Source organism: Streptomyces liangshanensis (genome assembly GCF_011694815.1).
GTDB lineage: Bacteria > Actinomycetota > Actinomycetes > Streptomycetales > Streptomycetaceae > Streptomyces > Streptomyces liangshanensis.
In genome coordinates, this window is record NZ_CP050177.1 from 7,103,590 (window position 1) to 7,128,448 (window position 24,859).

Genomic DNA, 24,859 nt, shown 5'->3' on the forward strand with positions numbered 1-24,859 from the left:
TCGTCTGTCGCGCAGTCTGCCGTGCCGGACCGCTCAGCGGACCTCGTTGATCCGGATCAGGTTGCCCGAGGGATCGCGGAAGGCACAGTCCCGTACACCGTAGGGCTGGTCGGTCGGCTCCTGGACGACCTCGGCACCGGCGGCCTGGAGCTCGGCGAAGGTGGCGTCGACGTCGGCGGTGGCCAGGATGACGCGCACGTACGTGCCCTTGGCCATCATCTCGGCGATGGTGCGGCGCTCGTCGTCGGTGACGCCGGGGTCCGCGGCCGGCGGCTCCAGGACGAGGGACGTGCCGGGCTGGTCGGCGGGGCCGACGGTGATCCAGCGCATCCCGCCGTATCCGACGTCGTTGCGCACCTCGAAGCCGAGGATGTCGCGGTAGAAGGCCAGGGACGCGTCCGCGTCGTCGTGCGGGAGGAACGTGGTGTGAATCGTGAGGTCCATGCCGATCACACTAGGCGCGGCCCGATGCCCGCGCTTCTCGATTCCTGACCGGTCTGGTGACCTGCTTCGAGACACACGACGGCATCTCCGCCGCCGCGCCCGCCGTACGGCGTTGATACGTGCTGGGAGGCACGCCGACCAGCTCGGTGAAGCGGGTGCTGAACGTGCCCAGCGACGAGCACCCGACCGCGAAACACACCTCGGTGACACTGAGGTCGCCCCGCCGCAGCAGTGCCATCGCGCGCTCGATACGCCGGGTCATCAGGTACGCGTACGGCGGCTCGCCGTACGCGGTGCGGAACGCCCGGCTCAGGTGCCCGGCCGACATGTGCGCGCCGCGGGCGAGCGCCTCGACGTTCAGCGGCTGCGCGTACTCGCGGTCGATCCGGTCGCGGACACGGCGCAGCCGCGCGAGGTCGCGCAGGTGCTGCTCGGAGGTGGATCCGGTCATCCCGAAAGCCTGCCATGCCGGGCCCGGGGGTGGCCAGGCACAGTCCGTCGCCGTCCCCGCGCCCGCCGCCACGCCAAGGGCGTGAGCGCGTAAGGGAGATGCGGCGGGCGCACGGGTGTGCCACGCTGGCCGGTCCGCCGATCTTCCCTCCCCCTGGAGTGCCGTGTGACCCCCACGAGGCTGGTCCCCCTGCTGGAACAGTTCGACTTCGCCCGCGAACGCCTCGGCGGCCGCCTGGCGGGCCCCGTCATGGACAGCGGCGACGGTAGTGAGACCGCGGTCGGCCCCCTGACGGACGCGGAGTACCTCTGGGAGCCGGTGCCCGGCTGCTGGTCGGTCCGGCGGCGGACGGGCGGACCGGGCACGCGGGCCGCCTTCCTGGCCGGCGCGGGCGAGTGGGGCCGCGACGCCGCCTCGTACCCGCACCCGTGGCCCCCGCCCTTCACCACCCTCGCCTGGCGGCTGAGCCACCTCACCGAGATGCTGGCGCTCCGCGCCGACCACACGGCGGGCGGCCGCACACTGACCCGCGACGACCACCCCGTCCACGGCGACGCGGCGACCGCGGTCGCCGCCTTCGAGGAAGGCGCCGCGGCCTGGCGGACGGCGCTGGCGACCGCGGACGACACCGCGCTGGACACCGTGGGGTACTGCACGTATCCGCACGGCAGCGACGCCGAGGAGCCGTTCGTCGACATCGTGTGGTGGGTCAACCAGGAAGTGCTGCACCACGGGGCCGAGATCGCCCTGCTCCGCGACCTGTACCGGGCGAGCGGGGGCGGCGGCGCGGGCGCCGCATGAGCGAAGCCCCGGATCCGCTGCGGGATCCGGGGCCTCGTACGGAGCGCTGGGCAGGCCTTGCACCTGCATTTCCCCACGGGAAGCGGGGCGTCTTTCCTTGGACCACCAACGCCGGGCCCGCATCCGGTGTTCCGGTCGCAAGCTCAAGATCAACTGTAGCGCACCTCGCGCGGATCCGGAAACCCGCCGACGGGTCGTGTCTCAGCGGGCCGGACCCGTCCAGGGCTCCCGCCACGACGGATGGCCGCGCACGAGCCTCTTCGCCTCCTCCGGGCCCCACGAACCGGGCTGGTACGGGTGGACCTCGGGCGGGTTGTCGAGCAGCGGCTGCACGATGCGCCACGACTCCTCGACGCTGTCCTCGCGCGTGAACAGCCGGTGATCGCCCGTCAGGGCGCTGTGCAGCAGCCGCTCGTACGGCTCGAAGGGCTCACCGACGTCCGGGGCGAACGAGGCGTTGAGGTTGATCGGCCGCCAGGCCTCGTCGCCGCCCTGCCCGACGAGCTGGACCCGCAGCCCGGGGTCCGGGTCGATGCGCAGCACGATCTGGTTCTGCTCCGCCTGCGTCGGCGTGGGCAGACAGGCCAGCCGCGGCGCGCGGCGCAGCAGGAGCCGTACCTCCGTCGCCCGCAGCGGCAGCTTCTTGCCCGTGCGCAGGAAGAACGGCACGTCGGCCCACCGCCAGTTCTCCACCTCCAGCCGCAGCGCGGTGAAGGTCTCGGTGGTGGACCCGGCCGCCACCCCCGGAACGTCCGCGTACCCCGCGTACTGGCCCCGGACGCAGTGCTCCGGATCAGCCGCGCGGACGGCGCCGAGGATCTCCGCCTTCTTGTCGCGCACGCTGTCCGCGTCGGCCCGGGTCGGCGGGTCCATCGTGACCAGCGCGAGCACCTGGAGCAGGTGGTTCTGGACGACGTCGCGGAGCGCGCCCACCGAGTCGTAGAACTTCCCCCGGTCCTCGACGCCGAAGTCCTCCGCCATGGTGATCTGGACGGCCGAGACGCTGTTGCGGTCCCACAGGCCGGCCAGCGCCGGGTTGGCGAACCGCAGGTACTCCAGCTCGATGACCGGTTCCTTGCCGAGGAAGTGGTCGACCCGCAGCAACTGGCTCTCGTCCAGCACCGCGCGCAGCCGCGCGTTGAGCTCGCGCGCGGACTCCAGGTCGTTCCCGAAGGGCTTCTCCACCGCGACACACGCGGTCCCCAGGATGTCCGCCTTGCCGAGCCGTTCGACGATCGGCGCGAACAGCGCGGGGGGCATCTCCAGGTAGTACAGGGGGCGGTGTCCCGGCCCGATCTCCCGCGCCAGCTGTGCGTAGAGCGCGTCGTCCAGGACGTCGCCGTGCACATACGTCAGCCGCCCGGCGAACCGCTGGAAGACCGCGTCCTCCACCTGCTCCCCGGTGGCGGCGACGGTCTCGCGCGCGTACGCCACGAGCTGCGCGGTGGACATGTCCGTGGACGCCACCCCGATGACGCGGCAGTCGAGGAGGCCGCGCCGCTCCAGGCGGTAGAGGGAGCGGAGCGTCATCTTGCGGCCGAGATCCCCGGTGATGCCGAAGACGACCAGGGTGTCCGACGCGCGGGTGCTGTCGGGCACACTGGTGCTGTCGGTCGCCGACCGTTCGCCGTTGGTCTTCGCCATGTCGAACCTTCCCTCACCGACAACAGGGCAGGGTGCGGGTGGGCGTGTCGCTCGACTCACTGTAGGTCCGTTCCGGGGCGGGCGCCCGTTCGTGGGGCGGCTCCGGGTCCGCGAATGTATAGAAGTACAATCATCTGCATGGATATGCGTACTGTTTCGTTCGGTCACCCCGACGCCGTCAAGCTCAACGATCGTGTCCAGCTCGAATACGCCGAGCGGTACGGCGACGAGGGCGACGTCACCCCGCTCGCGCCGGACATGTTCGACCCGCCCCAGGGCCGCTACCTGATCGTGTACGACGAGGAGGGCACCCCGGTCGCCACCGGCGGCTGGCGCAGCCAGGACAAGAACGAGGACGGCTACTCCGACGGTGACGCGGAGATCAAGCGCATGTACGTGACCCCGGAGGTGCGCGGGCGCGGCCTGGCCCGGCGGGTGCTGGCCGCCCTGGAGGAGGACGCGCGGGCCGCCGGCCGTACCCGGATGGTGCTGGAGACCGGCACCAAGCAGCCGGAGGCACTGGCCCTGTACGCGTCCAGCGGCTACGAACCCTGCGTCAAGTTCGGCCACTACCGCTTCCACGAACTGAGCCTCTGCTACGCGAAGCCCCTGACGGCCCCCGCGCCCGCCACCACCGCCGGACACGGGACGGCCCACGACACCGGGGCCCCGGCGGCCGGCTGAGGCCGGGCGCGCGCATGAGGGCGGCCCACTCCGGGACCGTCCTCACCCCGGGGGCGGCCTCACTCCGGCAGCGGCTGCTCCGTCCAGACCGTCTTGCCGGACGAGGTGTACCGGGTGCCCTGGTGCGCGGTGAGCCGGCCGACGATCGTCAGGCCGCGCCCGCCCTCGTCGGTCGCCCGCGGCCGGACCGGGTGCGGGCCGGCGCCGCTGGTGTCGGAGACCTCGCAGATGAGGACGTGCTCGTCGCGGATCAGGCGCAGGCCGATGGGGCCGCCGGAGTAGCGCACGGCGTTCGTGACCAGTTCGCTGACCACCAGCGTCGTGTCGTCCGCGAGGTCGTCGAGCAGCCAGGCCGTGAGCCGGCGGCCGGCCCAGGCGCGGGCCGTGGAGACGGCCGACGGGTCGGGCGGCAGGGTCAGGTCGGCGACGTCCTTGTTGCCCAGCGCCCGCGTACGGGCCAGCAGGACCGGAGGCCTCCGGTCCTCGGGCAGGTGGCGCAGCAGGAGCGCCGCGAGGCGGGGCAGGTGGGGCGCGGAGTGGGGCATGGCTTCGCGGAGCCGTTCCATGGTCGGGTCGTCGGCGTCGGCGACGACGTCGGTATCGGTGCCCGGGTGGGCGGAGGCGTCCGTACCACTGTCGGCGTCACCGTCGGCGTACGGGGAACGCCCTTCCGGCACCGCCCGGCCGCCGCCGCCCTCACCCCGCAGCACCAGCGTGCTGCCCGCGGGCGTGGCGAACTCGGTGTTCTCGAACGGCTCGCCGTCCGTGCCCAGGCCGCCGTGGGCGGCGAGGGGAGGGGCGCTGACCCCGCCGTCGGGATCGGCGACCAGCACCGAGGAATCGCCGGCCCGGGCGGAGACACAACGCTCGGTGGTCGGGTCGTAGATCACGTAGAGACAGCTGGTCCCCGGCTCGGCCCCGCCGTCCGGGCCGCGGTACGGCGCCGGCCGCCGCCGGTCCAGGCGCGTCACCACGTCGTCCAGGCGGGCCAGCAGCTCGTCGGGCCGCAGGTCCAGCGCGGACAGCGTCGTGATCACCGCCCTGAGCTGGTGCATACCGACCGCGGCGGGAACCCCCGACCCCGCCGCCGTCCCCACCACCAGAGCCACCCGCGCACCGGACAGCGGGAGGACGTCGTACCAGTGCGCGGCGCCGGCCCCGGCCGGGTACTGCCCGTGGACCGCTTCGAGCGCGCTGAGCACCGGAGGCTCCTCGGCGCCGGGGGACTGCCGCAGGAGCCGGGCCAGCGCGTCCTCCTCGATCCGCCGGCGGACCGTGTCGAGGGACAGCGCGGCGCGCTCCGCGAGCCGTGCGGCCTCGCGGAGGCTGTCCTCGCCGAACGGGTTCGACCCCGCCAGCCGGTACAGGACGAACAGCCCGAGGACCACGCCCCGGACCGTCAGCGGGAGCACGATCAGGGAATGGGCGCCCGCCTCGCGGATCATCCGCGCCCGTCCGGGGTCGCGGGCGAGCCACCGGCTCTGATGGCTCAGATGGCGGATCAGGCGGGGACGCAGATCGGACAGGCTCCGCCGGAACGGCGTCGCGTCCGGGAACTGGCTCGCCTTGCCCACCGCGGACGTGCTCCGGGCGACGTCCTCCCGTGTCGCGGCGAAGGCGGCGCACCGGAACAGCTCGCTCCCGTCCACGGGGCCCGGCGGGGGCGCTTCGCCGCGGAGCAGCTGTTCCAGCACGTCGACGGAGGACACGTCGGCCAGGGTGGGGACGGCGGCGCCGGTGAGGTTCCTGGCCGCTCGGAAGAGGCCGTGGGAGGGGTCTGTCGAAGGGGTGTCGGTGGAGGTCGTGGCCGGGGTCGTGGTCCTGGGTTCGTCGGGGCCGGAGGTCATCGTGTCCGTCCTGGGAGGAGACGTTCAACCTGTCTCTTCCGAGCCTGCCGCCCCGGCGGCCCCGTGGCGTCGGCACTGCCCCGCACACCAGTTTCCGCCTTCCGCGCCGCCCGTGCGGCCTTGTCCGCACCGGCCGCACGGTCACCGCGGGGACGCGGCGGGTTTCCCGCAACCTTGATCGCCGAGTTCTCGTGGACCATCCCCGCGATCTACGGTGGGGTGCATGGACGTCGACCGCACCACCGGTGGGGACGTGTCGCCGCGCCTGAGCGTGGTGCTCGCCGACGATCACCTGGTGGTCCGCGCGGGCATGCGGCTCCTGCTCGCGCAGGACCCCGCGTTCGAGATCGTCGCGGAGAGCGCCACGCTGCCGGAGACCTTCGCCGCCGTGGAGCGGCACCACCCCTCGGTCCTGGTCCTGGACCTGACCCTGGCGAGGCAGTCGAGCCTGCGCTCGATCCCCGACCTGCTGGCCGCGTCGCCCCGTACCCGGATCCTCGTCCTCACCATGCAGGAGGACCCCGCGTTCGCCCGCGAGGCACTGCGCGCCGGGGCCACCGGATACCTGCTGAAGGAGGCCGCCGCCGAAGAGCTCCTGGGCGCGGCCCGCCAGGTCGGCGAGGGGGACACGTACGTACAGCCCTCCCTCGGCGCCCGCCTGGCCGTCACCGGACCCGACCTCCCCGGCACGGGTACCGACGGCGCCCTGACGGCGCGCGAGGTGGAGGTGCTGTCCCTGCTGGCCCAGGGCCACACGAACCAGGAGATCGCCCGGCAGGCGCATGTGTCCGTACGGACCGTCGAGACGCACCGCGCCAGGATCCGGGAGAAGCTCGGCGCCGAGACCAAGGCGGACCTGGTCTCCGCCGCACGTGAGCGCGGGCTGCTGGCATGAGTGAGCTGTCGCGGGCCCGGGCCGGCAAGGTCGTCGAGGCGGCCGGCTCCTTCCTGCTCCTGATCACGCTCGCCTTCGAGGTCGCCCACCACTCGCTGACCGTCGAGTTCGCGCTCTGCCTCGCCGCCGGCACCTCCTTCCTGGCGGCGGCCGTGCTCAGCCCCGAGGCCCGGCGCCCCTGGCTCGCGGTCATCAGCGGCATCTCGTACGTGATCGCCGTGGCCCTCCTCGTACGGATGGTCGAGGCGCCCCTGCTCAACGGGCTGCACCTCGTCCCCCTCACCCTGATCGCCTGCGCCGCGGCGATCGGACGCCGGTCCGCCCTGCGCCACCGCAGCCTCGACCGCGAGTGGAGCCAGGCCCGCCGGGACGGTGAGGAACGCGAACGGCGGCACTGGGCCCGCGAACTGCACGACGACACCCTCCAGGAGCTGGGCGCCGTACAGATCGTGCTGACCTCGGCGGCCAGGAGCGACCGCCCCGGGGTCATGAAGGAGGCCATCGACCAGGCGCGGCGCCTCGTCGGCAACCAGATCACCTCCTTGCGCCACCTCATCGCGGAGCTGCGCCCGGTCGCCCTGGACCAACTCGGCCTGCGCCCGGCCCTGGAGGCGCTCTGCCGGAGCACGTCGGACAACTTCGGCGTCGACGCGGAGCTGCGCGTGGCGCCGCGGTGGGACCAACTCGGCGCGAAACTGTCCCCCGAGGCGCAGGCGCACGTCTACCGGATCGTGCAGGAGGCGGTGACCAACGCCGTCAAGCACGCGCGGCCGGGGCGGATCCGCGTCGACCTGGACACCGACGGCCACACCCTCTCCACGAAGGTCACGGACGACGGCGACGGCCTGACTCCCGCCGCCGCGGCGGCCCTTCGCGCCCCGGCCCGTGCGACTGTCTCCGGAGGCGTGGGCATGGCGGCGATGCGCGAGCGCGCCGACCTCCTCGACGCGCGCCTCACCGTGCACTCGACACCGGGGGAAGGCACCGACGTCACCCTGGAGGTCCCGGTCCACGGGCTGGGCGTCCGGCTTCACCGGCGGTAGGCGCGGCCCCGGTGCCGTGGATCCGGGCGGCCCGAGGCGGAACGCCGTCGGGGTCACCGACGTTGAACCCGCATGACAATCTATGGTGATGACGAGACGATAAGGGACATCCTTACCGGAACGGGGGACACCTGGGCCGTGGTCGGCCTGTCCAACAACGAGGAACGGGCCGCCTATCGGGTGGCCGTCAAGCTGCGGCGGATCGGCAAGCGGGTGGTGCCGGTGCACCCCAAGGCCGAGGCGGTGGAGGGCGAGCAGGGGTACGCGTCGCTCGCGGAGATCCCGTTCCCCGTGGACGTGGTGAACGTGTTCGTGAACTCCGAGCTGGCGGGTGACGTCGCCGACCAGGCGGTGGCCCTCGGGGCCAAGGCGGTCTGGTTCCAGATAGGCGTCACGGACGAGGCCGCGTACGACCGGACCCGCGCGGCGGGACTGCGGATGGTCATGGACCGGTCCGCGGGACGCGAGATCACCAGGCTGGAGCTGCTCTGACGCTCGTCTCCTGACTGAGGCGGCCGGGCTCGCGCGGAGGAGGCGTGCGGCGAAGGCGCGGATGCCGGTCATCGGGACCGGGAGTCGGGAGCGGTGACACGAGGACGGCCACCGTGTGTTGTTGGAGAGATGTGCGGTCCCTCCACGAACACGCGGTGGCCTTTTCTCATTGTCGCACCTCGCGCGGGTGACCCTTCGCGCGTATGTGCCCGTGGGGGTGGGGGCGCGTTCCGGCCTATGGTGACAAGCAGTTGATCGGACGCCGCTGTCCCTGGTGGGCGGTGGTGTGGCCGGTGGTTCGTGGATCGGTTCGGCGCCGAGAGGGAGGCCGCACATGGCCAGTACGTTTCAGGAGCGCAAGCTCAGGACGGTGTTCGCCGCGTTCGACGCGGACGGCGACGGGTACCTGCGCGAAGAGGACTTCCGGGCGCTGGTCGCCCGCTGGAACCGCCTGCCGGGAGTGGACCCCGGGACGGAACTGCGCGCACGCGTCGAGACGCTGCTGATGGGGTGGTGGGCGGCCCTGCTGGAGACGGGCGACGCGAACGGGGACGGCGCGATCGACATGGGCGAACTGCTCGCCCTCGTCGACAAGTTGCCCGCCATGGTCGCCGATGTCACCGCGACCGCCGAGACCGTCTTCGACGCCATCGACGCCAACGGCGACGGCGTGATCTCCCCCGAGGAGCACCGCAGGCTGGTCGAGACCTGGAACGGCCGCTCCGCCGACCTGACGGGCGTCTTCGAACTCCTCGACCTGAACGGCGACGGCCACCTCAGCCGCGAGGAGTTCGCCCTGCTGTGGCGCCAGTTCTGGATGAGCGACGACCCGGCGGAACCCGGCAACTCCCTCTGCGGCCGAGTCCCCGGCCAGCGGGAAGGGTGACCGCTTAAGACGGAGCTCTACGCTCCCCCCCCCCGAAAAGGGGAGGCTTCCCTCACCCGGTCCGGCTACTGTCCCTCCCACGTGGCGGGGGACAGGGGGCCTGGTGGCGATGTCAGAGGTGAGCGTGGCGCTCGACCGGCTGTGTGCCGTCCGGATACCGGAACAGGACGACGCGGACCTCCCCGACGAGCTGTTCGACCGTGTGGACGACCTGATCGACGCCCACGGCGCCGACGACGTGGCCGAGATGGTCGCAAAGGCGGTGGAAGCCGGTCAGGCGTCCATGCGGCAGGCGGTCGTGTTCCTCGACGTGGCGGTGTGGTCGGGGACGGACAACGGCAGCTCCATGAAGGTCACTCTGGACGAGTGGGTACGGAGAGCGGACGACCGCGTGCGCCTGGGCATCGCACTGCGCCACGAGTACTACCCGTTGCCCACGCGCGCGGAGATGCTGCCGAAGCTCGCCGAGATCGCCCGGCGGTTCCCGGAGTACCGGACGGTCTGCGAACGCCACACCGCCGCCCGCCCCGCGGACCGCCCCCGCAGCTGACCCCCTCACACTGCCACCGGCATCCGGAGCGGGAGGTGGCGGCTATGGCCGGGCCGGTCGCTCGCGGTACGGGGTCAGGAACGTGGTCAGTGCGGTCAGGGTTGCCTGCGGGGCCTCCTCGGCGGGGTAGTGGCCGCAGTTCGGCAGGATCAGGCTCTCCACGTGGTCGGCGGCGCGGCGCATCGTGTCGCCTACCAGTTCGCCCGAGCAGTCCGCTCCCGCGATCGTCAGGACGGGGAGCGTCAGACGGTGTTCCTTGCGGCGGGTGTTCTGCTCCGTCGTCGTGCCGAGCGCGCGGTAGAAGGCGAAGCTGGACCGTAGGGCCTCGGGACTGGCCGCGAGGGCGTCCACGTAGACCTGGACGGCGTGGGGCGGGAGCGCCGTGGGGGTGGCCGCCTTCGTGGCGAACTGGTGCGAGAAGAAGGCGTGTTCCCGGCCCCTGACCAGCACCTCGTTCAGCTCCGCGAGCCGGTTGAAGCCGAAGTGCCAGAGGCGGTCGTTGAGTTCGCGGTTGCCGAACAGCGGCGGTGACGGCGACAGGCCCGGGATCGCGGCCTCGGCGACGACCAGGCGGTCGAGCCGGTCCGGGTGGTCGGCGGCCAGCGCGTACCCGGTCCACATGCCGATGTCGTGGCCGACCATGGCGAACCGCTCGTGCCCGAGCGCGGCCATCAGCGCCACCATGTCGGCCGCGAGCGTGCCGGTGTCGTATCCGTCCACGGGCTTGTCGGAGAGGCCCACCCCGCGCGGGTCGACCGCGACGACCTGGTGGTGCCGGGCGAGCGCGGGCATGAGGAGGCGCCAGGCGTACCAGGTCTGGGGCCACCCGGCGAGGAGGAGCAGCGGAGGGCCTTCGCCGCCGGTGACCGCGTGGAGGTGGAGGGCGCGGGGGTGGGGTTCCCGGCCGGGGGCCGAGGCGGCGCCCGGATCGGGGTACGGGGTGGTGTCGACTTCGCGGCCCGTGTCCAGGTACCGGCTGGTGAAGGTCTCGGCGAAGCCGGGGGGCAGGTCCGGCACCCCCGAGACCGAGCCGGGGCCGACGGGCGGCGTCGTGAGCGGGCGGGCCGGGGACGGGTGGTTCATGAAGGTCCTCCTTGGGCGGCGGCGTGAGAGGGACCGTACACATGTTGGATCGATCAGTACAAGATCGGTCCAGGATTCTTTGAACGATCGTTCCAAGACCCGGGTAGGCTGGCGGCACAGGCACCACCGGCACGTTCACGCGCACAGGAGGTACGGCATGGCGGGGCGGAAGCAGTTCGACGTCGACGTCGCCCTCGACCGGGCGATGCGGGTGTTCTGGCAGCAGGGGTACGCGGGCGCCTCCGTCGACCTCCTCGGCTCCGCCACCGGGCTCGGCCGCGGCTCGCTCTACGGGACCTTCGGCGGCAAGGACGCCCTGTTCCGGCAGTGCCTCGACCGCTACGCGGCCATCTACGGCGCCCGGTACGAGCGGGCCCTCGCCGCGCACCAGGACGAGCCCGTGCGCGCGATGGAGGCGTTCCTCGGCGTGGTCCTGGACCGCATCGCCGACCCGGACGTCCCCGACGGATGCCTCGTCGCGCAGTCGACCGCGCAGTCGGCGACCCTCACCGAGGCCGGCCGCGCCCGCGTCATGACCCTGCTCGGCCAGCAACGGATCCGCGTACGGGCGGCGTTGGCGGTCTCCGGAGCGGACGCCCAGGTGGTCGAGGACCTGTCGGTGTTCGTGGTCGGCGTCGTCCAGTCGCTCGCGGTACTGAGCCGGGCCGGCACCCCGGACGCCGACCTGCGCGCCGTCGTGCGCCTCGCCTGCACCACCGTGGCCGACACGCTCGCCCGCGCGGCAAAGCGTTCGGAGTGCAACGGGCCCCGGTGAGATGGGGCCCCGGTGAGATGATCGTGAGACCGCACGGCACAGGGAAGCGAGACCAGGCATGGCGATCATCCACCAGGTGACACTGAAACCCACCAAGCTGGAGCTGCTCGCGGGCTGGCTGCCCGCACAGCCGTGGTACGCCGGCACCGGCGACGCGGCGGCCCTGGCCAAGGCGGGCGGCTTCCGGCTCGACGACCCGGAGGGCGCGGTCGGGATCGAGTTCATGGTGGTGACCGACCGGTCCGGCGACGAGCCGGTCTCGTACCAGGTGCCGCTCAGCTACCGCGGTGCACCCCTCGACGGCGCGGAGCACGCGCTCGTCGGCACCACCGAGCACGAGGTGCTGGGGCGGCGGTGGGTCTACGACGGGACGCACGACCCGGTGCTGGTCGCCCAACTGCTCGCCCTCGTCGGGGGCGAGGCGCAGGCACAGGCGCAGAGCGTCAACGAGACCCCCGATCCGACGGTCACCGCCTTCTTCGCGGGGAGCGGCGGCCTGGGGGCGATCAGGTCCACGAGCGTGACCGACGGGACGTACAGCACACGCCTCCTCGTACGGACGGACGGAGACGGCCCGGACACCACGCTGACCGTCCGGGTGCACCGCGTACTGCGCCCCGGTGAGGGCGACGCGGCCGCCCGCGCCGGACACGCGCTCGGGTACGTCTCCGCCCCCTGGCTCCTCCCGGACGGTACGACGGCACGCGACCTCTTCGCCGTGGTCGAGTCCGGCGCGTGACAGCCCCGCGCGGCCGGGTCCCCGCGGACCGGGTCAGCGCCGGCGCCGCATCTTCCAGCTCGCCCACGCCCCCACGGCGAGCACGGCGGTGACGACCAGGTCACCCACGTCGCTGGGCCCGCCGGCCCCCGGGCCCGCCGACGCGAAGCTGCCGACCGCGAGGGCGGCGAGGAGGACGGCGAGGACGGTCCAGAACGACACTTTCACGGCTGCCCCCTGCGCGGACGGGATGGGGTGACCACCGTAACGGGGCCGCGCGCTACTCGAACCGCGCGGTGTCGCCCGCCCCGCGCCGTACGATCTCCATCTCGTCGCCCGAGAAGTCGATGACCGTCGTCGGCTCGGTCCCGCAGTCACCCGAGTCGATCACGACGTCCACCACGTGGTCGAGCCGTTCCTTGATCTCCCAGCCCTGGGTCAGCGGCTCCTCCTCGTCGGGCAGGAGCAGGGTGCTGGAGAGCAGCGGCTCGCCCAGCTCGGCCAGCAGCGCCTGGGCGACGACGTGGTCGGGGATCCGGACCCCGACCGTCTTCTTCTTCGGGTGCAGCAACTGCCGCGGCACCTCCCGCGTCGCGGGCAGGATGAAGGTGTAACTGCCGGGCGTCGCCGCCTTGATGGCGCGGAACACGTCGTTGTCGATGTGCACGAACTGCCCGAGCTGCGCGAAGTTCTGGCACACCAGGGTGAAGTGGTGACGGTCGTCGAGGTTCCGGATGGACCGGATGCGGTCGATGCCGTCACGGCTGCCCAGTTGGGAACCGAGGGCGTAGCAGGAGTCGGTGGGGTACGCGATGAGCGCGCCGGACCGGATGCTGTCCGCCACACCGCTGATCGTGCGGCGCTGGGGATTCTCCGGGTGCACGTCGAAGTACTTAGCCATCCGCCGAGCTTACGACCCCGCGCGGCGCGAACGGTTCCGGCGTCACCGAGGGCCGTGGTCCTCCACGACCTCACCGTCGTTCAGCTCCAGGACCCGGTCCGCGAGCCCCAGCCACTGGGCGTCGTGCGTGGCCACCAGCGCCGTCACGCCCTCGCTCCGTACCACCGCCCGGATCAGGTTCATCACCACCATGCCCGTCTCCGCGTCGAGCTGGCCCGTCGGCTCGTCGGCGATCAGCAGCGCGGGCCGGTTGGCGAGCGCGCGGGCGATCGCCACCCGCTGCTGCTGGCCCCCGGACAACTCGCCGGGGCGCTGCGCCGCGTGCCCGTCGAGACCGACGAGGGAGAGGAGGAGCGCCACCCGCTCCTCACGCTCACGGGGGTCCGCCTCCCGGATGCGCAGGGGGACACCGACGTTCTCGGCCGCCGTGAGGATCGGGATCAGCCCGAACGACTGGAACACGAAGCCGATCCGGTCCCGGCGCAGCCGCAGCAGCCCCCGCTCGCCCAGCCCGGCCAGGTCCACCCCGTCGACGCTCACGCTGCCCGCGTCGGGGGTGTCCAGGCCGCCGATCAGGTTGAGCAAAGTGGTCTTCCCCGAGCCCGACCGGCCTTTGAGTGCGACCAGTTCGCCGCGCCCGACCGTGAGACCCACCCCGCGCAGGGCGTGCACGGCGTGCTCACCGGTGCCGTACGAGCGCCGCAGCCCCTCGACCCGCACCATCGGGTCGCCGGTCAGCACCTCCCCGGAGGCACCGGCCGCGCCCGGATCGATTCCCTCGGCCATCACTTGCCCCCCTCGGTGGTGTCACCGGACGCCCGCTGCTCCGGTTCGTCGGACGGCCACACGCCGATGTGGTCCCGTTCGAGCTCCAGCGCCACCCGGTGCCGCATCCCCAGCGCCGCGAGGTGCTCGGCGGGCAACTGGAGCCGCCCGGCGCGGTCCAGCATCGCGTACTCCCGCGACACCACCGACTCCCTGCCCTCCGCGTCGACCTCCGTGCGCCGCAGCACCTCGGAGGAGGTCCGGCCGTCCCGGATGGCGACCGTGCGCCGGACCTCGCTCGCCACCGCCTGGTCATGGGTGACGATCACGATCGTGGTGCCGAGTTCCTCGTTGGCCCGCCGGAACGCGGCGAAGACCTGCTCGCCGGTGGCGGAGTCCAGCTCTCCCGTCGGCTCGTCGGCCAGCACCACGGAGGGCGAGTTGGCCAGCGCCACCGCGATCGCCACCCGCTGCTGCTGGCCACCGGACAACTGGTACGGGCGCCGGTCCCGGCACTCCGTGATCTCCAGCAGGGAGAGCAGGGACTCCACCCGCCGAGCCTTCTCGCGGGAACGGCCCCGCAACTGCATCGGCAGGGCCACGTTCTGAGAGGCCGTCAGGTAAGGCAGGAGGTTGCGGGCGGTCTGCTGCCACACGAAGCCCACCACGTCCCGGCGGTAGCCCAGCCGCGCCTTCGCGTCCATGGCGAGGAGATTGTGGTCACCGACCCGCGCCGCGCCCGCCGTGGGCACGTCCAGGCCCGCGAGGATGTTCATCAGGGTGGACTTGCCACTGCCCGACGCCCCGACGAGCGCGATCAGGTCGCCCTTCCCGACGCGGAGATCGAGGCCCTGGAGCGCCTGCACCTCCACCCCGTCGGTGGCGAAGATCCGGACCAGGCGGTCGCAGGCGATCAGCGCGTCCCGGTCGTCGCGGACCGCGTCACGCCGGGCGGCGGCGCGCCGCTCCAGCTCGGCGAGCGTGGTGTCGGTCATCGTGCGTCCCCTGTCCTGAGTCGGTCTGCGGATCCCTGGCGGGCCGCCCGGCGGGCCTGCACGGCCGTCACCGTACCGGTGAGCACCACCACGCCCAGCGCGAACAGCGCCAGGGACCAGGGTTCGGGGCGCAGCGGCGCGCCGCCGGCGGCCGCGAGCCCGGCGGCCAGCCCGGGGTCGGCGGCGAGGGCGAGCCGGGTCACGTCGACCCCGGGCGCGATCAGCAGGATCGTCGCCCAGCCCGCGAGCGTGCCGCCCAGGGCGGCGAGGACGGCCTGCGGCAGGGCCTCCAGCGCGAGCAGCCGCCGGCCCTGCCGGGTCGTGAGGCCGAGCGTGCGCAGCAGGGCCAGCAGGGAGACTCGCTCGGGCGTCGTGGCCACCAGCGAGAGCAGCAGGGCGACCAGGACGTACCCGGCACCCGCCAGGACGGACGCGGTGTGGATCAGCTCGGCGCCGGTCTGGAGCGGCGAGTCGACCAGCCGCGCCCGGATCTCGCCGCGCAGCTGTACGGAGTGGTCGGCGCCGGACGCGCGGACCGCCGCCCGCAGGGCCGCCCCGTCCAGGTCGCCGCCGGAGACCAGCAGGGTGGTCGCCGCGCGCGTCGGCAGCCGGCCGCGGTCGGCCAGCAGGAACTCCGCGGACGCGGTGGCGGGCGTCTGTGAGCGGACCGCGACGACCCGTACGGTCAGCGGGCCCGCGAGGGTCTCGATCCGCCGGGGCGTACGGCCCAGCTTCTCGGCGAGCCCCGGCGAGGCGACCACCGGGAGGACCGCGTCCCCGGACGACGGGCCGGCCGGGGTCCCCGTACCGAGCGTGCCCGCGGGGAAGCCGCCGAGGTCCGCGTCGCGCGCCAGCGCCGCGTACGGCACCGGGTCCACGCCGACCAGGGTGGTCGTACGGACGGCGTCCGGACCGCCGGACGGCACTTCCACGGCCACCTGGTGCTCCACCCGTACGGCGGTCACCGACCGCACACCGGGCACGCCCCGGACCGCCCGCTCCGTACCGGCGGGCAGCGCCAGGGTGTCGTGGGGGGAGAAGACCCGCGCGTCGGCCCGGGTGGCCAGCAGCGCCGCCCGGTCCCGCGCGTCCGCCGTGCCCGCGAGCACCGCCTGACCGAAGGCCGCCGTGCCGAGGGCGACGACGAGGACGAGGAGCGTCGAGGTCCCGGTGGCCGGCGCGCGGCCGGCCCGGGCCAGGGCCAGGAAGCCGACCGGGCCGCGCAACCGTTTCGCCGGGCGGGCGGCCAGGCGCAGCGGCAGGGGATACAGCCGGACGAGCACGGTCGCCGTGATCAGCCCGGTCAACACGGGCGCGGCGCTGACGAGATGGTCCCCCGGGTCGGTCGTCCCGCGCTGCCGCAGCGCCGTGACCGCGCCCACGGCCAGGACCAGCAGGGTCAGTTCGGCGACGGTACGGCGCCGGCTCGGCCGGCCGCGCACGAGGTCGTCGCGCTCCCCGTGCACCTGGGGCCTGCGGTGGGTCACGACCGCGCGGAGCGGGAGCGCGGCGCCGGCCACCACGGCGACCGCCGCCGCGGCGAGCACGGCGGGGCCCGACCGGCCGCCGGGAACGAGGAGGACGGCCACCAGCAGGCCGAGCGCGGCGGCGGGCAGGACGACCACCGCCGTCTCCGCGCCCAGCCGCCCGGCGATCCCCTTCAGGGAACCGCCACGGGCCCGTAGCAGGACCAGTTCGGTGTGCCGGCGGCTCGCGGACAGGCCGCCGGCCAGCGCCAGGACCACCAGGGCGACCGTACCGATCCCGACGGCCGCGACGGCCACCACCGGGGTGATCGCCGCGCGCAGCGAGTCGTACGAACGGAGCAGGTCGTCCAGGTCGGTGTCCACGGAGGCGTTCGTCCCGGCGGCCGATCGCAGGCGCGACAGGGCCGGACCGTCCTGGAGCGAGGCGATGCGCTCCGACAGCGCGGACACCTGCTGGCCGGTGAGACGGCTCGTGTCCGGGGCGACGCGCCAGTAGCGCTCGGGCTCACCGGCCGTCCCCAGCAGGGCCGGCGCCGCCTCGGGGGCGAGCAGCAGGGCCGCCTCCCAGGAGAACTGCGGTGGCTTCCCGCCGTTGCTGGTGAGATGCGGCGTCCGCAGCAGGCTCTCCGCCGTCCAGTAACTCCCCGACGGGCGCACCGGATCGACGATGCCGCTGATCCGGACGGCCAGCGCCGGGGAACCCGGCCTGCCGACGTGCAGCACCGCGCCGACGGAGAGCCGCAGTGTCTTCGCCGTCTCCGACGACACCGCCGCCTCCACGTCCTTCGTCGCGGCGGTCACGCGCCCGTCGGCGGCGGGCAGCCGGCCCTCGCGCACGGTGGCGTGCCCGGCGAGGTCCGCCTGCGCCGCCAGCACGAACTGCGGGGGCAGCCCGTCATGACGCGGCAGCCACGGTTCGGCCCCGAACAGGGTCCGGCCGGTCCGTACCCCCCGCGCGGACTCGGCCGTGTCCGCGCGGAGCGGATCTGCGAGCAGGCCGGACACCTCCGCCTGCACGGCGTCCACACGGCCCGGCCGCAGCTTCTCCTCCCGTGCGGCCAGGGGCAGTTCGAAGGAACGCTCGGGCGAGCGGAAGTCCAGCACCCGGTGTTCGGGCGAGGCCTCGGCGACGGCGTCGCGCAGCCCCCGGGTCCCGTACGTGTCCATGGTGCGGGGGAACGCGGCGGCGAGGAACGCGGTCAGCGTGACCAGCACGCCGAGCACCAGGGCCGTCCCCGGCGCGGTGCGCAGCCGGGTCCTGACCCAGGGGGCGGCCGCACGCTCACCGCGGCCGGTCCGCCGCTTCCCGCGCCGGTCGTCATGTGTGGGGCCGGTCATGTCAGTTCGCCCCTCGGTGGCGCGGTGTCACGGTGGGGTCGGTCGAGCGGGCGGCGGCGACGGCGACCGTCAGCAGGGGGAGGGCGGCGACCCCGGCGAGCAGCAGGACCACCTGCGGCAGCGGCAGTTGGACCAGCACGGGCGGCAGGGGCGTGGTCGCGCGGCTCGTGAGGACGACGAGCGGGACCACCGTCCTGGTCAGGGCGGTACCCAGCACGAGGCCCACCAGCAGGGCGACGCCCACCAGCACACCGTGCTCGGCGGCGACCGCCCCCACCAGCCTGCGCCGCGGTGTGCCCAGGGCGCGCAGGACCGCCAGCTCCGCGGACCGCTCCCGCAGTGTGCCGACCACCATGACGGCGAATCCCACGGCGGCGAGCGCGGCGGCGGCCACGGCGACGGCCGGCAACGCCGAGTACGGCCCGGCGCCGAGCGGGTCGTCGAACAGTTCGGCGGCGGCCTCGTCACGTACCAGCACATCCGCCGTGTCGACGTCCGGTCCGGCGCGCAGCGACGTCGCGACCCGCCCCGCCGCGCCCGGGTCCGTGCTCAGCCACCACTCGTTGGGCGCGAGGGAACCGCCGTCCCGCTGAGCCAGCACCTCGTTGACGGTCCGCAGGTCGAGCAGCAACGCCCCGCCGTCCGCGCCGTTCCCGGACGCCGCGGGCTCCCCTGTCGCGGCGGCGCCTCCCGCCGTCACCGCCTCGTCGGGAGCGGTGGTGGGCAACCGGCGTACCGCGCGGACCAGCGTGACCTGGATCCGCTCGCCCGCCAGGGTCACGTCGATCCGCTGCCCCTCCGCCGCCCCGGTCGCGCGGAGGAACGCGTCGGTGGCGATACCGGGGACCCGCCGGGCGATCGGTGACCGCGCGGCCTCGACCCGCAGCTCCAGGCTTTCGGCCGGCGGGTACGGGGTGTCCGCGCCCACGCCCGAGCGCAGCCGGTACGGCAGGGACAGGGGCGTCGTGGCCGTGGCCGCCGGCCGCAGCGGCCCCGGCCGTCCGGGCACCGCGTCCACCGTCGCCGTCCCGGAACCCCGCCAGCGCAGCCCCTCCGGTACGGGGACGGTCCCGGCCGCTCCCGCCCGGTCCGTGACGCCGACCCGCACGAGGTCGAACCGCTGGGCGTACCGCGCGCCGGGAGGTACCGGACCGGTCACGTGCAGGCCGATGAGGGTCAACGCGCCGTGGAAGGAACCGTGTTCGGGACCGCTGTCCAGGTCGACGGGGAGGGAGTGGACGCGGCCGTCGGCGGGCACCTCCCCGGCGGGCAGGCTGTACCGGAGGCCGTACCCGTCCTCGACGAGCACGGTCACCGCCGACACGACGCGCGCCGCCGCCCTGTCCTCGCTCTTGCCGCCCCTGCCGCCCTTGTCGCTCTTCCCGTCCTTTCCGCTCATTCCACCCTTCCCGTCCGTGCCGATCCTGACGGCGAGGGTGAGCCCGCGGGTGTCCGCGGGCAGGAGGATCCCGGGGCGCGGTGTGTCCCGCGGCCGCAGCGGTGCGAGCAGCCGGTCCGCGGGCTCCCCGGCCAGGTCCTCCCGCAGCAGCAGCCGGTCCCGGGCGTCCTCCGTGTCCAGCGCCAGCACGGTGGCGGTCCGGCCGTCCGACAGGGCCGTCGTCGTACGGTGCGCGGGCGCCGCCGCCCGTACGCCCGGCAGCGCGGCGTACCGCCCGGCCTCCCCGGGCGTACCGCCCTGGGGGGCCAGGACCCGCACCGACGTCCCCGCGCCGAAGTCCGCCTGGTCGTTCTGCGAGCGCTCCCAGGACGCGTTCTGGCCGATGGCCAGCATCCCCGTCGCCACCGCCAGGACCAGCAGGAGCACGGATCCGGCGCTCCCCAGCAGCCGGCGGCTGAACTGCCAGCCCGCCAGAGCCGCCGACAGCCCGCGCCCCCGGGCCGCGAGCCGCTCGGCCAGGCGGGCGGCGGGCGGCAGCAGCCGCAGGGTGAGGACGGTCCCGGCCAGCAGGGCCAGCGCCGGGGCCGCCACCAGCAGCGGATCCATGCCGAGGCCGCCGTCCTGGCCGCCGGTGAGGGCGCCACCCGTGCGCCGGGACAGCTGCCACAGCGCCACGCCCGCCACCAGCAGGAGGCCCACATCGGCGCCCGCGCGCACCGGGGCGGGCAGCGAGGCGGCGCGGCCCCGCACCAGGGCCCCGGCGGACCCGGCGAGCGCGGGGAGCAGCACCGCCGCCGCGCAGCACGCCGCGACCAGGACCGCCGTGAACCAGACGTCCGCCCGCGGCACCCCGCCGAGCGGCAGGTCCAGCCGGCCGAGGACCGACCCCCGCGTCATCAACCGCACCAGCGGACCCGCCAGCAGCGGCGCGCCCACCGCCGCGGGGAGGGAGAGCAGCAGCGCCTCCAGCGCCGCGAGGCCCGCGAGCCGCCGCCCGGACGCGCCCCGGGCCCGGAGGAGCCGGGTCTCGGCCGTACGTTCCGTGGTCAGCAGCCGGGCCACCAGCAGCAGGGCGTACCCGGCCAGCAGGACGAGCTGGAGAGCGACGATCATCAGGGTCGTCCGGGAGACCAGCAGCGCGCGCTCGGCCCGGGTGAGCACCGTCGCCAGGTCGCTCCGTACGTCCACCGAGCCGGCCAGCGCGGGATCCTCGCCGAGGGCAGCGACCCCGTCGGTGGCGGCGGTACGCAGGGTGCCGATGTCCCCGACCCGCGCGCCCGCGAAGTCGGCGGTCACCAGCCAGCCGGTGTCACCGCGGCTGGTGCGCCCGGAGGACAGCACCGAGGGGTCGGCGAGAAGCGGACCGTAGGTGGTGAAGACCAGATGGCTCACCCCGCGACCGCCGAGACTGTCCAGCGTCCAGTACGGATCGCTCGGGTCGACGGGCCGGTACAGGCCGGTGAGCCGGACGGTCAGCGGCTTGTCGGACACCCGGTCGGTGAGGGTCAGCACCGCGCCGGGCCGCAGGTTCAAGCGCCGCGCGGCGACCTGGGGGAGCGCCACGGGCAGCGGCTCGGGAGAAGTGGCGTTTGTCGTGCGGCCGCTCCCGGCCGTCCCCCGCGCGGGACCGGGCGCTGTGCCGGCCGTCAGCTCCACCTTGGCGCGGTCCAGCGCCGCGAAGTGGGTCAGGTCGGGGTACGTGGCCTTCGCGGCCGGGTCCTGGAGGGCGCGGGGCAGGGCGTACGCCCCCGAACGGTCCAGCCGGCGCACGGTGGTCGGCAGTCCGCCGAAGGTCTGCCGGGCCCCGCGGACCACGGCGGCCTGCGCCGCGTCCAGATTCCCCGGGGGCAGTTGGGCGCTGACCCCCAGCGCGGTCGACGCCCCCCGGTCCCGGGCCAGGGCGTGCCGCAGGGAGGCGTCACCGACGGAACCGGACAGCGCGACCAGGGCGGTCAGCACACACGTGGTGAGCAGGACGGCCAGGAACGCCGAGGCCAGGAGCAGCCGATGCGCCCTGACCCGGAACAGCACGAACGCCGTCACCCGCCCCCACCCACTCCGCGACCCCCGGGTCCGCGTGGCGCACGCCCCCCGCGGAGCCGGCCCCGCCGCGCGCGAAACCCCCGGGAGGGGGCGCCACAATTGGGCGACTGTACAACACACGTACGTTCGAGCCCCTGGTCCCGGTGGCCCGCTCCTCTTCTCCCGCTCTTCTCCTCCCGCCCTTCTACTATTGGCCTCTATCCGCTGGGAAGGGAGTGACGGGTGGACAACGAGGGTCCGGGACGTCCCGTCAGGGGCCGGCCGCGCAGTGAGCGGGCGCGGGCCGCCGTGCTGGACGCCGCGTCCGACCTGTTGGTGACCGGTGGGATCGACGCGGTGACGATGGAGGCCATCGCCGCCCGCGCCAAGGTCAGCAAGGGAACCCTCTACAAGTGGTGGCCGTCGCGGTCCCACGTGATGCTGGAGAGCTTCTTCCGCCTGGCGAAGAGCACCATCGCGGTCGACGAGGGCGCCTCGCTGGAGGACGTGTTGACCTTCCAGCTGGCGTCGCTGTCGGACCTGTTCCGGGACACCGCGGCGGGACCGTTGATGGCCGACCTGGTGGCGGCGGGACAGGCCGACCCGGAGATCCGGGCGGCGCTGGAGGACGAGTGGCTGCGCCCGCGCCGGCAGGTGGGGGCGCGACTGCTGACGGACGCCGTGGAGCGGGGCGAACTCGACCCGCGTACCGATGTGGCGGCCGCGGTCGATCAGCTCTTCGCGCCCGTCTACTACCGGCTGTTGATGGGGCACGAGCCCCTGGACGCGGCGCTGGCGGCGACGCTCGTCAGGCAACTGCTGGACGGGGTACGGAGTCCTCGTCCCCCGGCGGCGGTCACGGCGACGGAGGCGGGGTGACCGCCGCGGCCTCCGCGCGTGCCGCGGCCTCCGCGCGCCGCTGCCGGAGGGTGGCGACGGTCCAGACGGCCAGGCCGATCACGGGGAGCGCGGCGCCGAAGAGGGTGACCCCCGTCCAGCCGTGACCGTCGTGCAGGACGCCCGCGATACCGGAACCAGCTGCTCCGCCGAGGAAGACGGAGCCCATGAAGACCGTGTTGACGCGGGCGCGGGCGTCGGCGCGCAGGCCGAATATCTCCCGCTGGCTGAAGACCTGGTGGCTCTGGACGGCGAAGTCCAGCAGGACACCGGCCAGCGCCAGCAGGATCAGGCTGCCCGCGCCGAGGCAGGCCAGCACCAGCGCGCCCGCCGCCAGCGCCAGGGCGAGCCCGCTGCCGATGCGGGCGTGGCCGCGGTCGCTGAGGCGCCCCGCCAGCGGGGCGGCCGCCGCACCCGCCGCGCCCACCAGCGCGAACGCGCCGATCCCGACCTGGCCGAGGTGGTGGCGGCTGATCAGCTCGAAGGCCACCGACGTCCAGAAGCAGCTGAACGCGCCGAACATCAGCGCCTGGCTCACCGCCCGCCGCCGCAGCGCCGGCTCCTCCCGGACGAGATGGCCCAGCGACAGCAGCAGCGTCGGATAGCCGCCGCTGTGGACCGGGCGCCGCTGGGGGAGCATGCGGACCAGCAGGACCGACAGCGACACCATGAGCACGGCGGAGATCAGGTAGATGGCCCGCCAGCCCCAGGCGGCGGCGACCAGGCTGGAGATCGTACGGGCCAGGAGGATGCCCAGCAGCAGGCCGCTCATCACCGTGCCGACGAACTTCCCGCGCTCCCGCTCGGGCGCCAGGTGCACGCCGAACGCGACGAGGATCTGGGCGACCACCGAGGTCGTCCCGACCAGGACCGACGCCGCCAGGAACATCCCGAAGTACGGCGACAGCCCGGCGGCCACCAGCGCCGCCGCCGTCACCAGCAGGGTGCGCGAGGCCAGCGCCCGGTTCTCCAGCAGGTCCCCGAGCGGCAGGAGGAGCACCAGCCCGAGCGCGTAGCCGAGCTGGGTGAGGGTGACCACCAGCGCGGTGCTGCCCGCGCTGACGCCGAAGGTCGAGGCGATGGGGGCCAGGAGCGGCTGCGCGTAGTAGATGTTCGCCACCGTCACGCCGCACGCGAAGGCGAGAAGCAGCACCACCCGTCGCAACTGCGCGGACGACAGGGCGCCGTCGGGCGTCGGCGGCGGGGCGGGCGTCGGCGCGGTGGGTTCCGCCGTGGTGGGTTCCGGCGCACCCTCCCGGGCACGGGCGGGGCGGGGGACACGGGACAGGCGCCGCTCACCCCGGGACGGGTGGCCCGCGTCGGCGTCCGGCGGGCATTTCGGGCTGTGGTCCATCGGGGCCTCTCATCCGCTCGTCCCGCGCCCGTTCCCTTCGGGCAGGTCCCCGGGGAATCGCGCGCCTAATTTCTGGACGTCGCGTTCACTATATAACCCGGAGGGGGAGCGGCGGAGGCGCGGGAGGCGGGGGAGCAGCCGGCGGCCTAGGCGGTCCCGGCCGGTGTCTTCGTGCCGCAGAGCGCGGCGGCGCCGCACAGCGCGGACTCCGGGCGGATGGGCACGCCGTTCGTGCGCAGCACGTCACGGACGTCGAGGATCAGCGGGAAGACCTCCTGGTTCCAGTCCTCGCCCTGCTCGTCCCAGGCCCGCTGCTCGGCTTCGACCGCCATCCGGTCCTCGGCGAACACCCGCTCGGTGAAGCGCCGGATGAACGGCCAGGCCAGCCGGAGCGCCCCGGGGACCGGCGGCTTCTCGATCATGAGGAGGCCGTAGACGTGGTTCGTGCGCTGCTCGGTGTCCTCCGGTACGTACGCCACCCAGAGCGAGAACGCCGGGAGGTCGGCCTTCTCGGGGACCACCTGGAGGGTCTGGTACGGATAGTCCGTACGGACCGTGACGACGTCCGGCGAGCTGGAGCCGCCGATCCCCTCGGCGGCGAGCAGCCCGGCGCCGGGGTCCTTCTTCCCGCCCGTGTGCGTGAACAGGTACCGCGCCTCGACGAACCGCGGACCGGACTCGGACCCGAGAAGCTTCGGCTGGATCCGGCCCAGAACACCCCGGTGGAGGAATTGGTGGTTCATGTCGAGCAGATTCTCGTGCATGAACGAGTAATGGCAGTTCACGGTCCGCGAGAACGTCATGGTCCGGTGTCTCGCCGAATGGAATTCCGGCAGCTCGGGCATCGGTGTGGTGGCCGCTTTCCCCGGATCGCCGGGAAAGACGAAGACCAGCCCGTACGCCTCACGGACCGGATAGGCGCGCACTCCGCGCGGCGGCCGGGCGACGCCCTTGGGCAGATAGGGGATCTGCGAGATGTGACCGTTCCCGCGATAGGCCCACGCGTGGTAGCAGCAGCGCAGCGCCTCACCCTCCACGACGCCCATGCTCAGCGGCACCTGGCGGTGGGCGCACCGGTCCTCCAGCGCGTACACCGTGCCGCTCGCGCCCCGGTAGAGCACGATCCGCTCACCGGCGAACACCGCCGCGAACGCCTTGTTCTTCCGGACGGTCCGCGAGACGGCGACGGGATACCAGAAATTCGGGTCGATTCCGGTGCGCCGGAGGTCAGTCACGGCTTCGGAACGGAATTCAGGCACGGGGTACGGGTCACTCGCCGGCCCGGCCGTCAATGCACCGTCCTTCGCGGACTGCGCCTCGGTCATGCGCTTCTCCCTTGCACGCGGATGGCGAGATGCTTTCTGCGACAACGCTTACCACGGCTCCCG

At 73.9% G+C, this 24,859-nt stretch carries 23 protein-coding genes; 10 read left to right on the forward strand and 13 right to left on the reverse strand.

What is annotated here, in order from left to right; all coding sequences use genetic code 11:
- Window positions 1-33: 33 nt before the first annotated feature.
- Together HA039_RS30840 and HA039_RS30845 are read right to left on the reverse strand one after the other, a co-directional pair.
- Window positions 34-444: a VOC family protein gene (locus HA039_RS30840; RefSeq protein WP_167034893.1), complete on the reverse strand. Its 411-nt coding sequence runs from the start codon at window positions 442-444 to the stop codon at window positions 34-36.
- 10 nt (window positions 445-454) lie between these two features.
- Window positions 455-895: a helix-turn-helix transcriptional regulator gene (locus HA039_RS30845; RefSeq protein WP_167034895.1), complete on the reverse strand. Its 441-nt coding sequence runs from the start codon at window positions 893-895 to the stop codon at window positions 455-457.
- A 165-nt stretch (window positions 896-1,060) separates the two neighbouring features.
- Here HA039_RS30845 and HA039_RS30850 point away from each other — a divergent pair, with 165 nt between their 5' ends.
- The gene (locus HA039_RS30850; protein WP_167034897.1) at window positions 1,061-1,696 is read left to right on the forward strand and encodes a DinB family protein; all 636 of its coding nucleotides are present in this window, start codon (window positions 1,061-1,063) and stop codon (window positions 1,694-1,696) included.
- A gap of 201 nt (window positions 1,697-1,897) precedes the next feature.
- On the opposite strand, the gene HA039_RS30855 is transcribed toward HA039_RS30850, so the two are convergent.
- Window positions 1,898-3,340, reverse strand: a complete 1,443-nt coding sequence (locus HA039_RS30855; protein ID WP_167034899.1) for a glucose-6-phosphate dehydrogenase — start codon at window positions 3,338-3,340, stop codon at window positions 1,898-1,900.
- A 138-nt stretch (window positions 3,341-3,478) separates the two neighbouring features.
- On the opposite strand from HA039_RS30855, the gene HA039_RS30860 reads away from it, so the two are divergent.
- The gene (locus HA039_RS30860; RefSeq protein ID WP_167034902.1) at window positions 3,479-4,024 is read left to right on the forward strand and encodes a GNAT family N-acetyltransferase; all 546 of its coding nucleotides are present in this window, start codon (window positions 3,479-3,481) and stop codon (window positions 4,022-4,024) included.
- A gap of 59 nt (window positions 4,025-4,083) precedes the next feature.
- Here HA039_RS30860 and HA039_RS30865 read toward each other — a convergent pair whose 3' ends face one another.
- Window positions 4,084-5,871, reverse strand: a complete 1,788-nt coding sequence (locus HA039_RS30865) for an ATP-binding SpoIIE family protein phosphatase (RefSeq protein WP_167034904.1) — start codon at window positions 5,869-5,871, stop codon at window positions 4,084-4,086.
- A gap of 223 nt (window positions 5,872-6,094) precedes the next feature.
- Here HA039_RS30865 and HA039_RS30870 point away from each other — a divergent pair, with 223 nt between their 5' ends.
- The 5 genes from HA039_RS30870 (at window position 6,095) to HA039_RS30890 (ending at window position 9,737) form a co-directional block, all read left to right on the forward strand.
- Window positions 6,095-6,766, forward strand: coding sequence for a LuxR C-terminal-related transcriptional regulator (locus HA039_RS30870; RefSeq protein ID WP_167034906.1), 672 nt, complete (start codon window positions 6,095-6,097; stop codon window positions 6,764-6,766).
- Window positions 6,763-7,809, forward strand: coding sequence for a sensor histidine kinase (locus HA039_RS30875; RefSeq protein ID WP_167034908.1), 1,047 nt, complete (start codon window positions 6,763-6,765; stop codon window positions 7,807-7,809). Before HA039_RS30870 ends, HA039_RS30875 begins: the two co-directional genes overlap by 4 nt.
- Window positions 7,810-7,887: 78 nt before the next feature.
- Complete coding sequence (locus HA039_RS30880) at window positions 7,888-8,301, forward strand: CoA-binding protein (protein WP_167037871.1); 414 nt, start codon at window positions 7,888-7,890, stop codon at window positions 8,299-8,301.
- Between the two features lie 334 nt (window positions 8,302-8,635).
- Complete coding sequence (locus HA039_RS30885) at window positions 8,636-9,187, forward strand: EF-hand domain-containing protein (protein WP_167034911.1); 552 nt, start codon at window positions 8,636-8,638, stop codon at window positions 9,185-9,187.
- Window positions 9,188-9,296: 109 nt separating this feature from the next.
- A complete protein-coding gene (locus HA039_RS30890; RefSeq protein ID WP_167034913.1) occupies window positions 9,297-9,737 on the forward strand; it encodes a hypothetical protein in 441 nt (146 codons plus the stop codon).
- A 42-nt stretch (window positions 9,738-9,779) separates the two neighbouring features.
- Here HA039_RS30890 and HA039_RS30895 read toward each other — a convergent pair whose 3' ends face one another.
- Window positions 9,780-10,820 (reverse strand): alpha/beta fold hydrolase, encoded by a 1,041-nt coding sequence (locus HA039_RS30895; protein WP_167034915.1) that lies wholly within the window; start codon window positions 10,818-10,820, stop codon window positions 9,780-9,782.
- A gap of 157 nt (window positions 10,821-10,977) precedes the next feature.
- Here HA039_RS30895 and HA039_RS30900 point away from each other — a divergent pair, with 157 nt between their 5' ends.
- Window positions 10,978-11,595 carry a TetR/AcrR family transcriptional regulator gene (locus tag HA039_RS30900; RefSeq protein WP_167034917.1) on the forward strand — a complete coding sequence of 206 codons (618 nt, stop codon included), beginning with the start codon at window positions 10,978-10,980 and terminating at the stop codon, window positions 11,593-11,595.
- 58 nt (window positions 11,596-11,653) lie between these two features.
- A complete protein-coding gene (locus HA039_RS30905) occupies window positions 11,654-12,334 on the forward strand; it encodes a maltokinase N-terminal cap-like domain-containing protein (protein WP_167034919.1) in 681 nt (226 codons plus the stop codon).
- Between the two features lie 33 nt (window positions 12,335-12,367).
- Here HA039_RS30905 and HA039_RS30910 read toward each other — a convergent pair whose 3' ends face one another.
- From HA039_RS30910 to HA039_RS30935, 6 genes are read right to left on the reverse strand one after another with little or no spacing between them, the layout of a single operon-like run.
- Entirely contained in the window at window positions 12,368-12,541 is a 174-nt protein-coding gene (locus HA039_RS30910; RefSeq protein WP_167034921.1) for a hypothetical protein, read from the reverse strand.
- A 52-nt stretch (window positions 12,542-12,593) separates the two neighbouring features.
- Window positions 12,594-13,214 carry an L-threonylcarbamoyladenylate synthase gene (locus tag HA039_RS30915; RefSeq protein WP_167034923.1) on the reverse strand — a complete coding sequence of 207 codons (621 nt, stop codon included), beginning with the start codon at window positions 13,212-13,214 and terminating at the stop codon, window positions 12,594-12,596.
- 42 nt (window positions 13,215-13,256) lie between these two features.
- Complete coding sequence (locus HA039_RS30920; protein WP_167034925.1) at window positions 13,257-14,000, reverse strand: ABC transporter ATP-binding protein; 744 nt, start codon at window positions 13,998-14,000, stop codon at window positions 13,257-13,259.
- A complete protein-coding gene (locus tag HA039_RS30925; protein WP_167034927.1) occupies window positions 14,000-14,974 on the reverse strand; it encodes an ABC transporter ATP-binding protein in 975 nt (324 codons plus the stop codon). Before HA039_RS30925 ends, HA039_RS30920 begins: the two co-directional genes overlap by 1 nt.
- Window positions 14,971-17,799 (reverse strand): FtsX-like permease family protein, encoded by a 2,829-nt coding sequence (locus HA039_RS30930; protein WP_167034929.1) that lies wholly within the window; start codon window positions 17,797-17,799, stop codon window positions 14,971-14,973. The genes HA039_RS30925 and HA039_RS30930 overlap by 4 nt, the downstream gene beginning before the upstream one ends.
- A gap of 1 nt (window position 17,800) precedes the next feature.
- Complete coding sequence (locus tag HA039_RS30935) at window positions 17,801-21,241, reverse strand: FtsX-like permease family protein (protein WP_167034931.1); 3,441 nt, start codon at window positions 21,239-21,241, stop codon at window positions 17,801-17,803.
- A 222-nt stretch (window positions 21,242-21,463) separates the two neighbouring features.
- On the opposite strand from HA039_RS30935, the gene HA039_RS30940 reads away from it, so the two are divergent.
- The gene (locus HA039_RS30940; protein ID WP_243869854.1) at window positions 21,464-22,099 is read left to right on the forward strand and encodes a TetR/AcrR family transcriptional regulator; all 636 of its coding nucleotides are present in this window, start codon (window positions 21,464-21,466) and stop codon (window positions 22,097-22,099) included.
- On the opposite strand, the gene HA039_RS30945 is transcribed toward HA039_RS30940, so the two are convergent.
- Together HA039_RS30945 and HA039_RS30950 are read right to left on the reverse strand one after the other, a co-directional pair.
- Complete coding sequence (locus HA039_RS30945; RefSeq protein WP_167034934.1) at window positions 22,077-23,471, reverse strand: MFS transporter; 1,395 nt, start codon at window positions 23,469-23,471, stop codon at window positions 22,077-22,079. The two genes, HA039_RS30940 and HA039_RS30945, sit on opposite strands and share 23 nt — an antisense overlap.
- A 146-nt stretch (window positions 23,472-23,617) precedes the next feature.
- Complete coding sequence (locus HA039_RS30950; RefSeq protein WP_167034936.1) at window positions 23,618-24,796, reverse strand: aromatic ring-hydroxylating oxygenase subunit alpha; 1,179 nt, start codon at window positions 24,794-24,796, stop codon at window positions 23,618-23,620.
- Window positions 24,797-24,859 lie beyond the last annotated feature (63 nt).

Coding starts and splice junctions, on each gene's coding strand:
- HA039_RS30865 (WP_167034904.1), bottom strand. CDS start 5,871: ATGACCTCCGGCCCCGACGAACCCAGGACCACGACCCCGGCCACGACC.
- HA039_RS30870 (WP_167034906.1), top strand. CDS start 6,095: ATGGACGTCGACCGCACCACCGGTGGGGACGTGTCGCCGCGCCTGAGC.
- HA039_RS30930 (WP_167034929.1), bottom strand. CDS start 17,799: ATGACCGGCCCCACACATGACGACCGGCGCGGGAAGCGGCGGACCGGC.
- HA039_RS30950 (WP_167034936.1), bottom strand. CDS start 24,796: ATGACCGAGGCGCAGTCCGCGAAGGACGGTGCATTGACGGCCGGGCCG.
- HA039_RS30860 (WP_167034902.1), top strand. CDS start 3,479: ATGGATATGCGTACTGTTTCGTTCGGTCACCCCGACGCCGTCAAGCTC.
- HA039_RS30945 (WP_167034934.1), bottom strand. CDS start 23,471: ATGGACCACAGCCCGAAATGCCCGCCGGACGCCGACGCGGGCCACCCG.
- HA039_RS30900 (WP_167034917.1), top strand. CDS start 10,978: ATGGCGGGGCGGAAGCAGTTCGACGTCGACGTCGCCCTCGACCGGGCG.
- HA039_RS30915 (WP_167034923.1), bottom strand. CDS start 13,214: ATGGCTAAGTACTTCGACGTGCACCCGGAGAATCCCCAGCGCCGCACG.
- HA039_RS30885 (WP_167034911.1), top strand. CDS start 8,636: ATGGCCAGTACGTTTCAGGAGCGCAAGCTCAGGACGGTGTTCGCCGCG.
- HA039_RS30905 (WP_167034919.1), top strand. CDS start 11,654: ATGGCGATCATCCACCAGGTGACACTGAAACCCACCAAGCTGGAGCTG.
- HA039_RS30890 (WP_167034913.1), top strand. CDS start 9,297: ATGTCAGAGGTGAGCGTGGCGCTCGACCGGCTGTGTGCCGTCCGGATA.
- HA039_RS30920 (WP_167034925.1), bottom strand. CDS start 14,000: ATGGCCGAGGGAATCGATCCGGGCGCGGCCGGTGCCTCCGGGGAGGTG.
- HA039_RS30840 (WP_167034893.1), bottom strand. CDS start 444: ATGGACCTCACGATTCACACCACGTTCCTCCCGCACGACGACGCGGAC.
- HA039_RS30855 (WP_167034899.1), bottom strand. CDS start 3,340: ATGGCGAAGACCAACGGCGAACGGTCGGCGACCGACAGCACCAGTGTG.
- HA039_RS30875 (WP_167034908.1), top strand. CDS start 6,763: ATGAGTGAGCTGTCGCGGGCCCGGGCCGGCAAGGTCGTCGAGGCGGCC.
- HA039_RS30895 (WP_167034915.1), bottom strand. CDS start 10,820: ATGAACCACCCGTCCCCGGCCCGCCCGCTCACGACGCCGCCCGTCGGC.
- HA039_RS30845 (WP_167034895.1), bottom strand. CDS start 895: ATGACCGGATCCACCTCCGAGCAGCACCTGCGCGACCTCGCGCGGCTG.
- HA039_RS30925 (WP_167034927.1), bottom strand. CDS start 14,974: ATGACCGACACCACGCTCGCCGAGCTGGAGCGGCGCGCCGCCGCCCGG.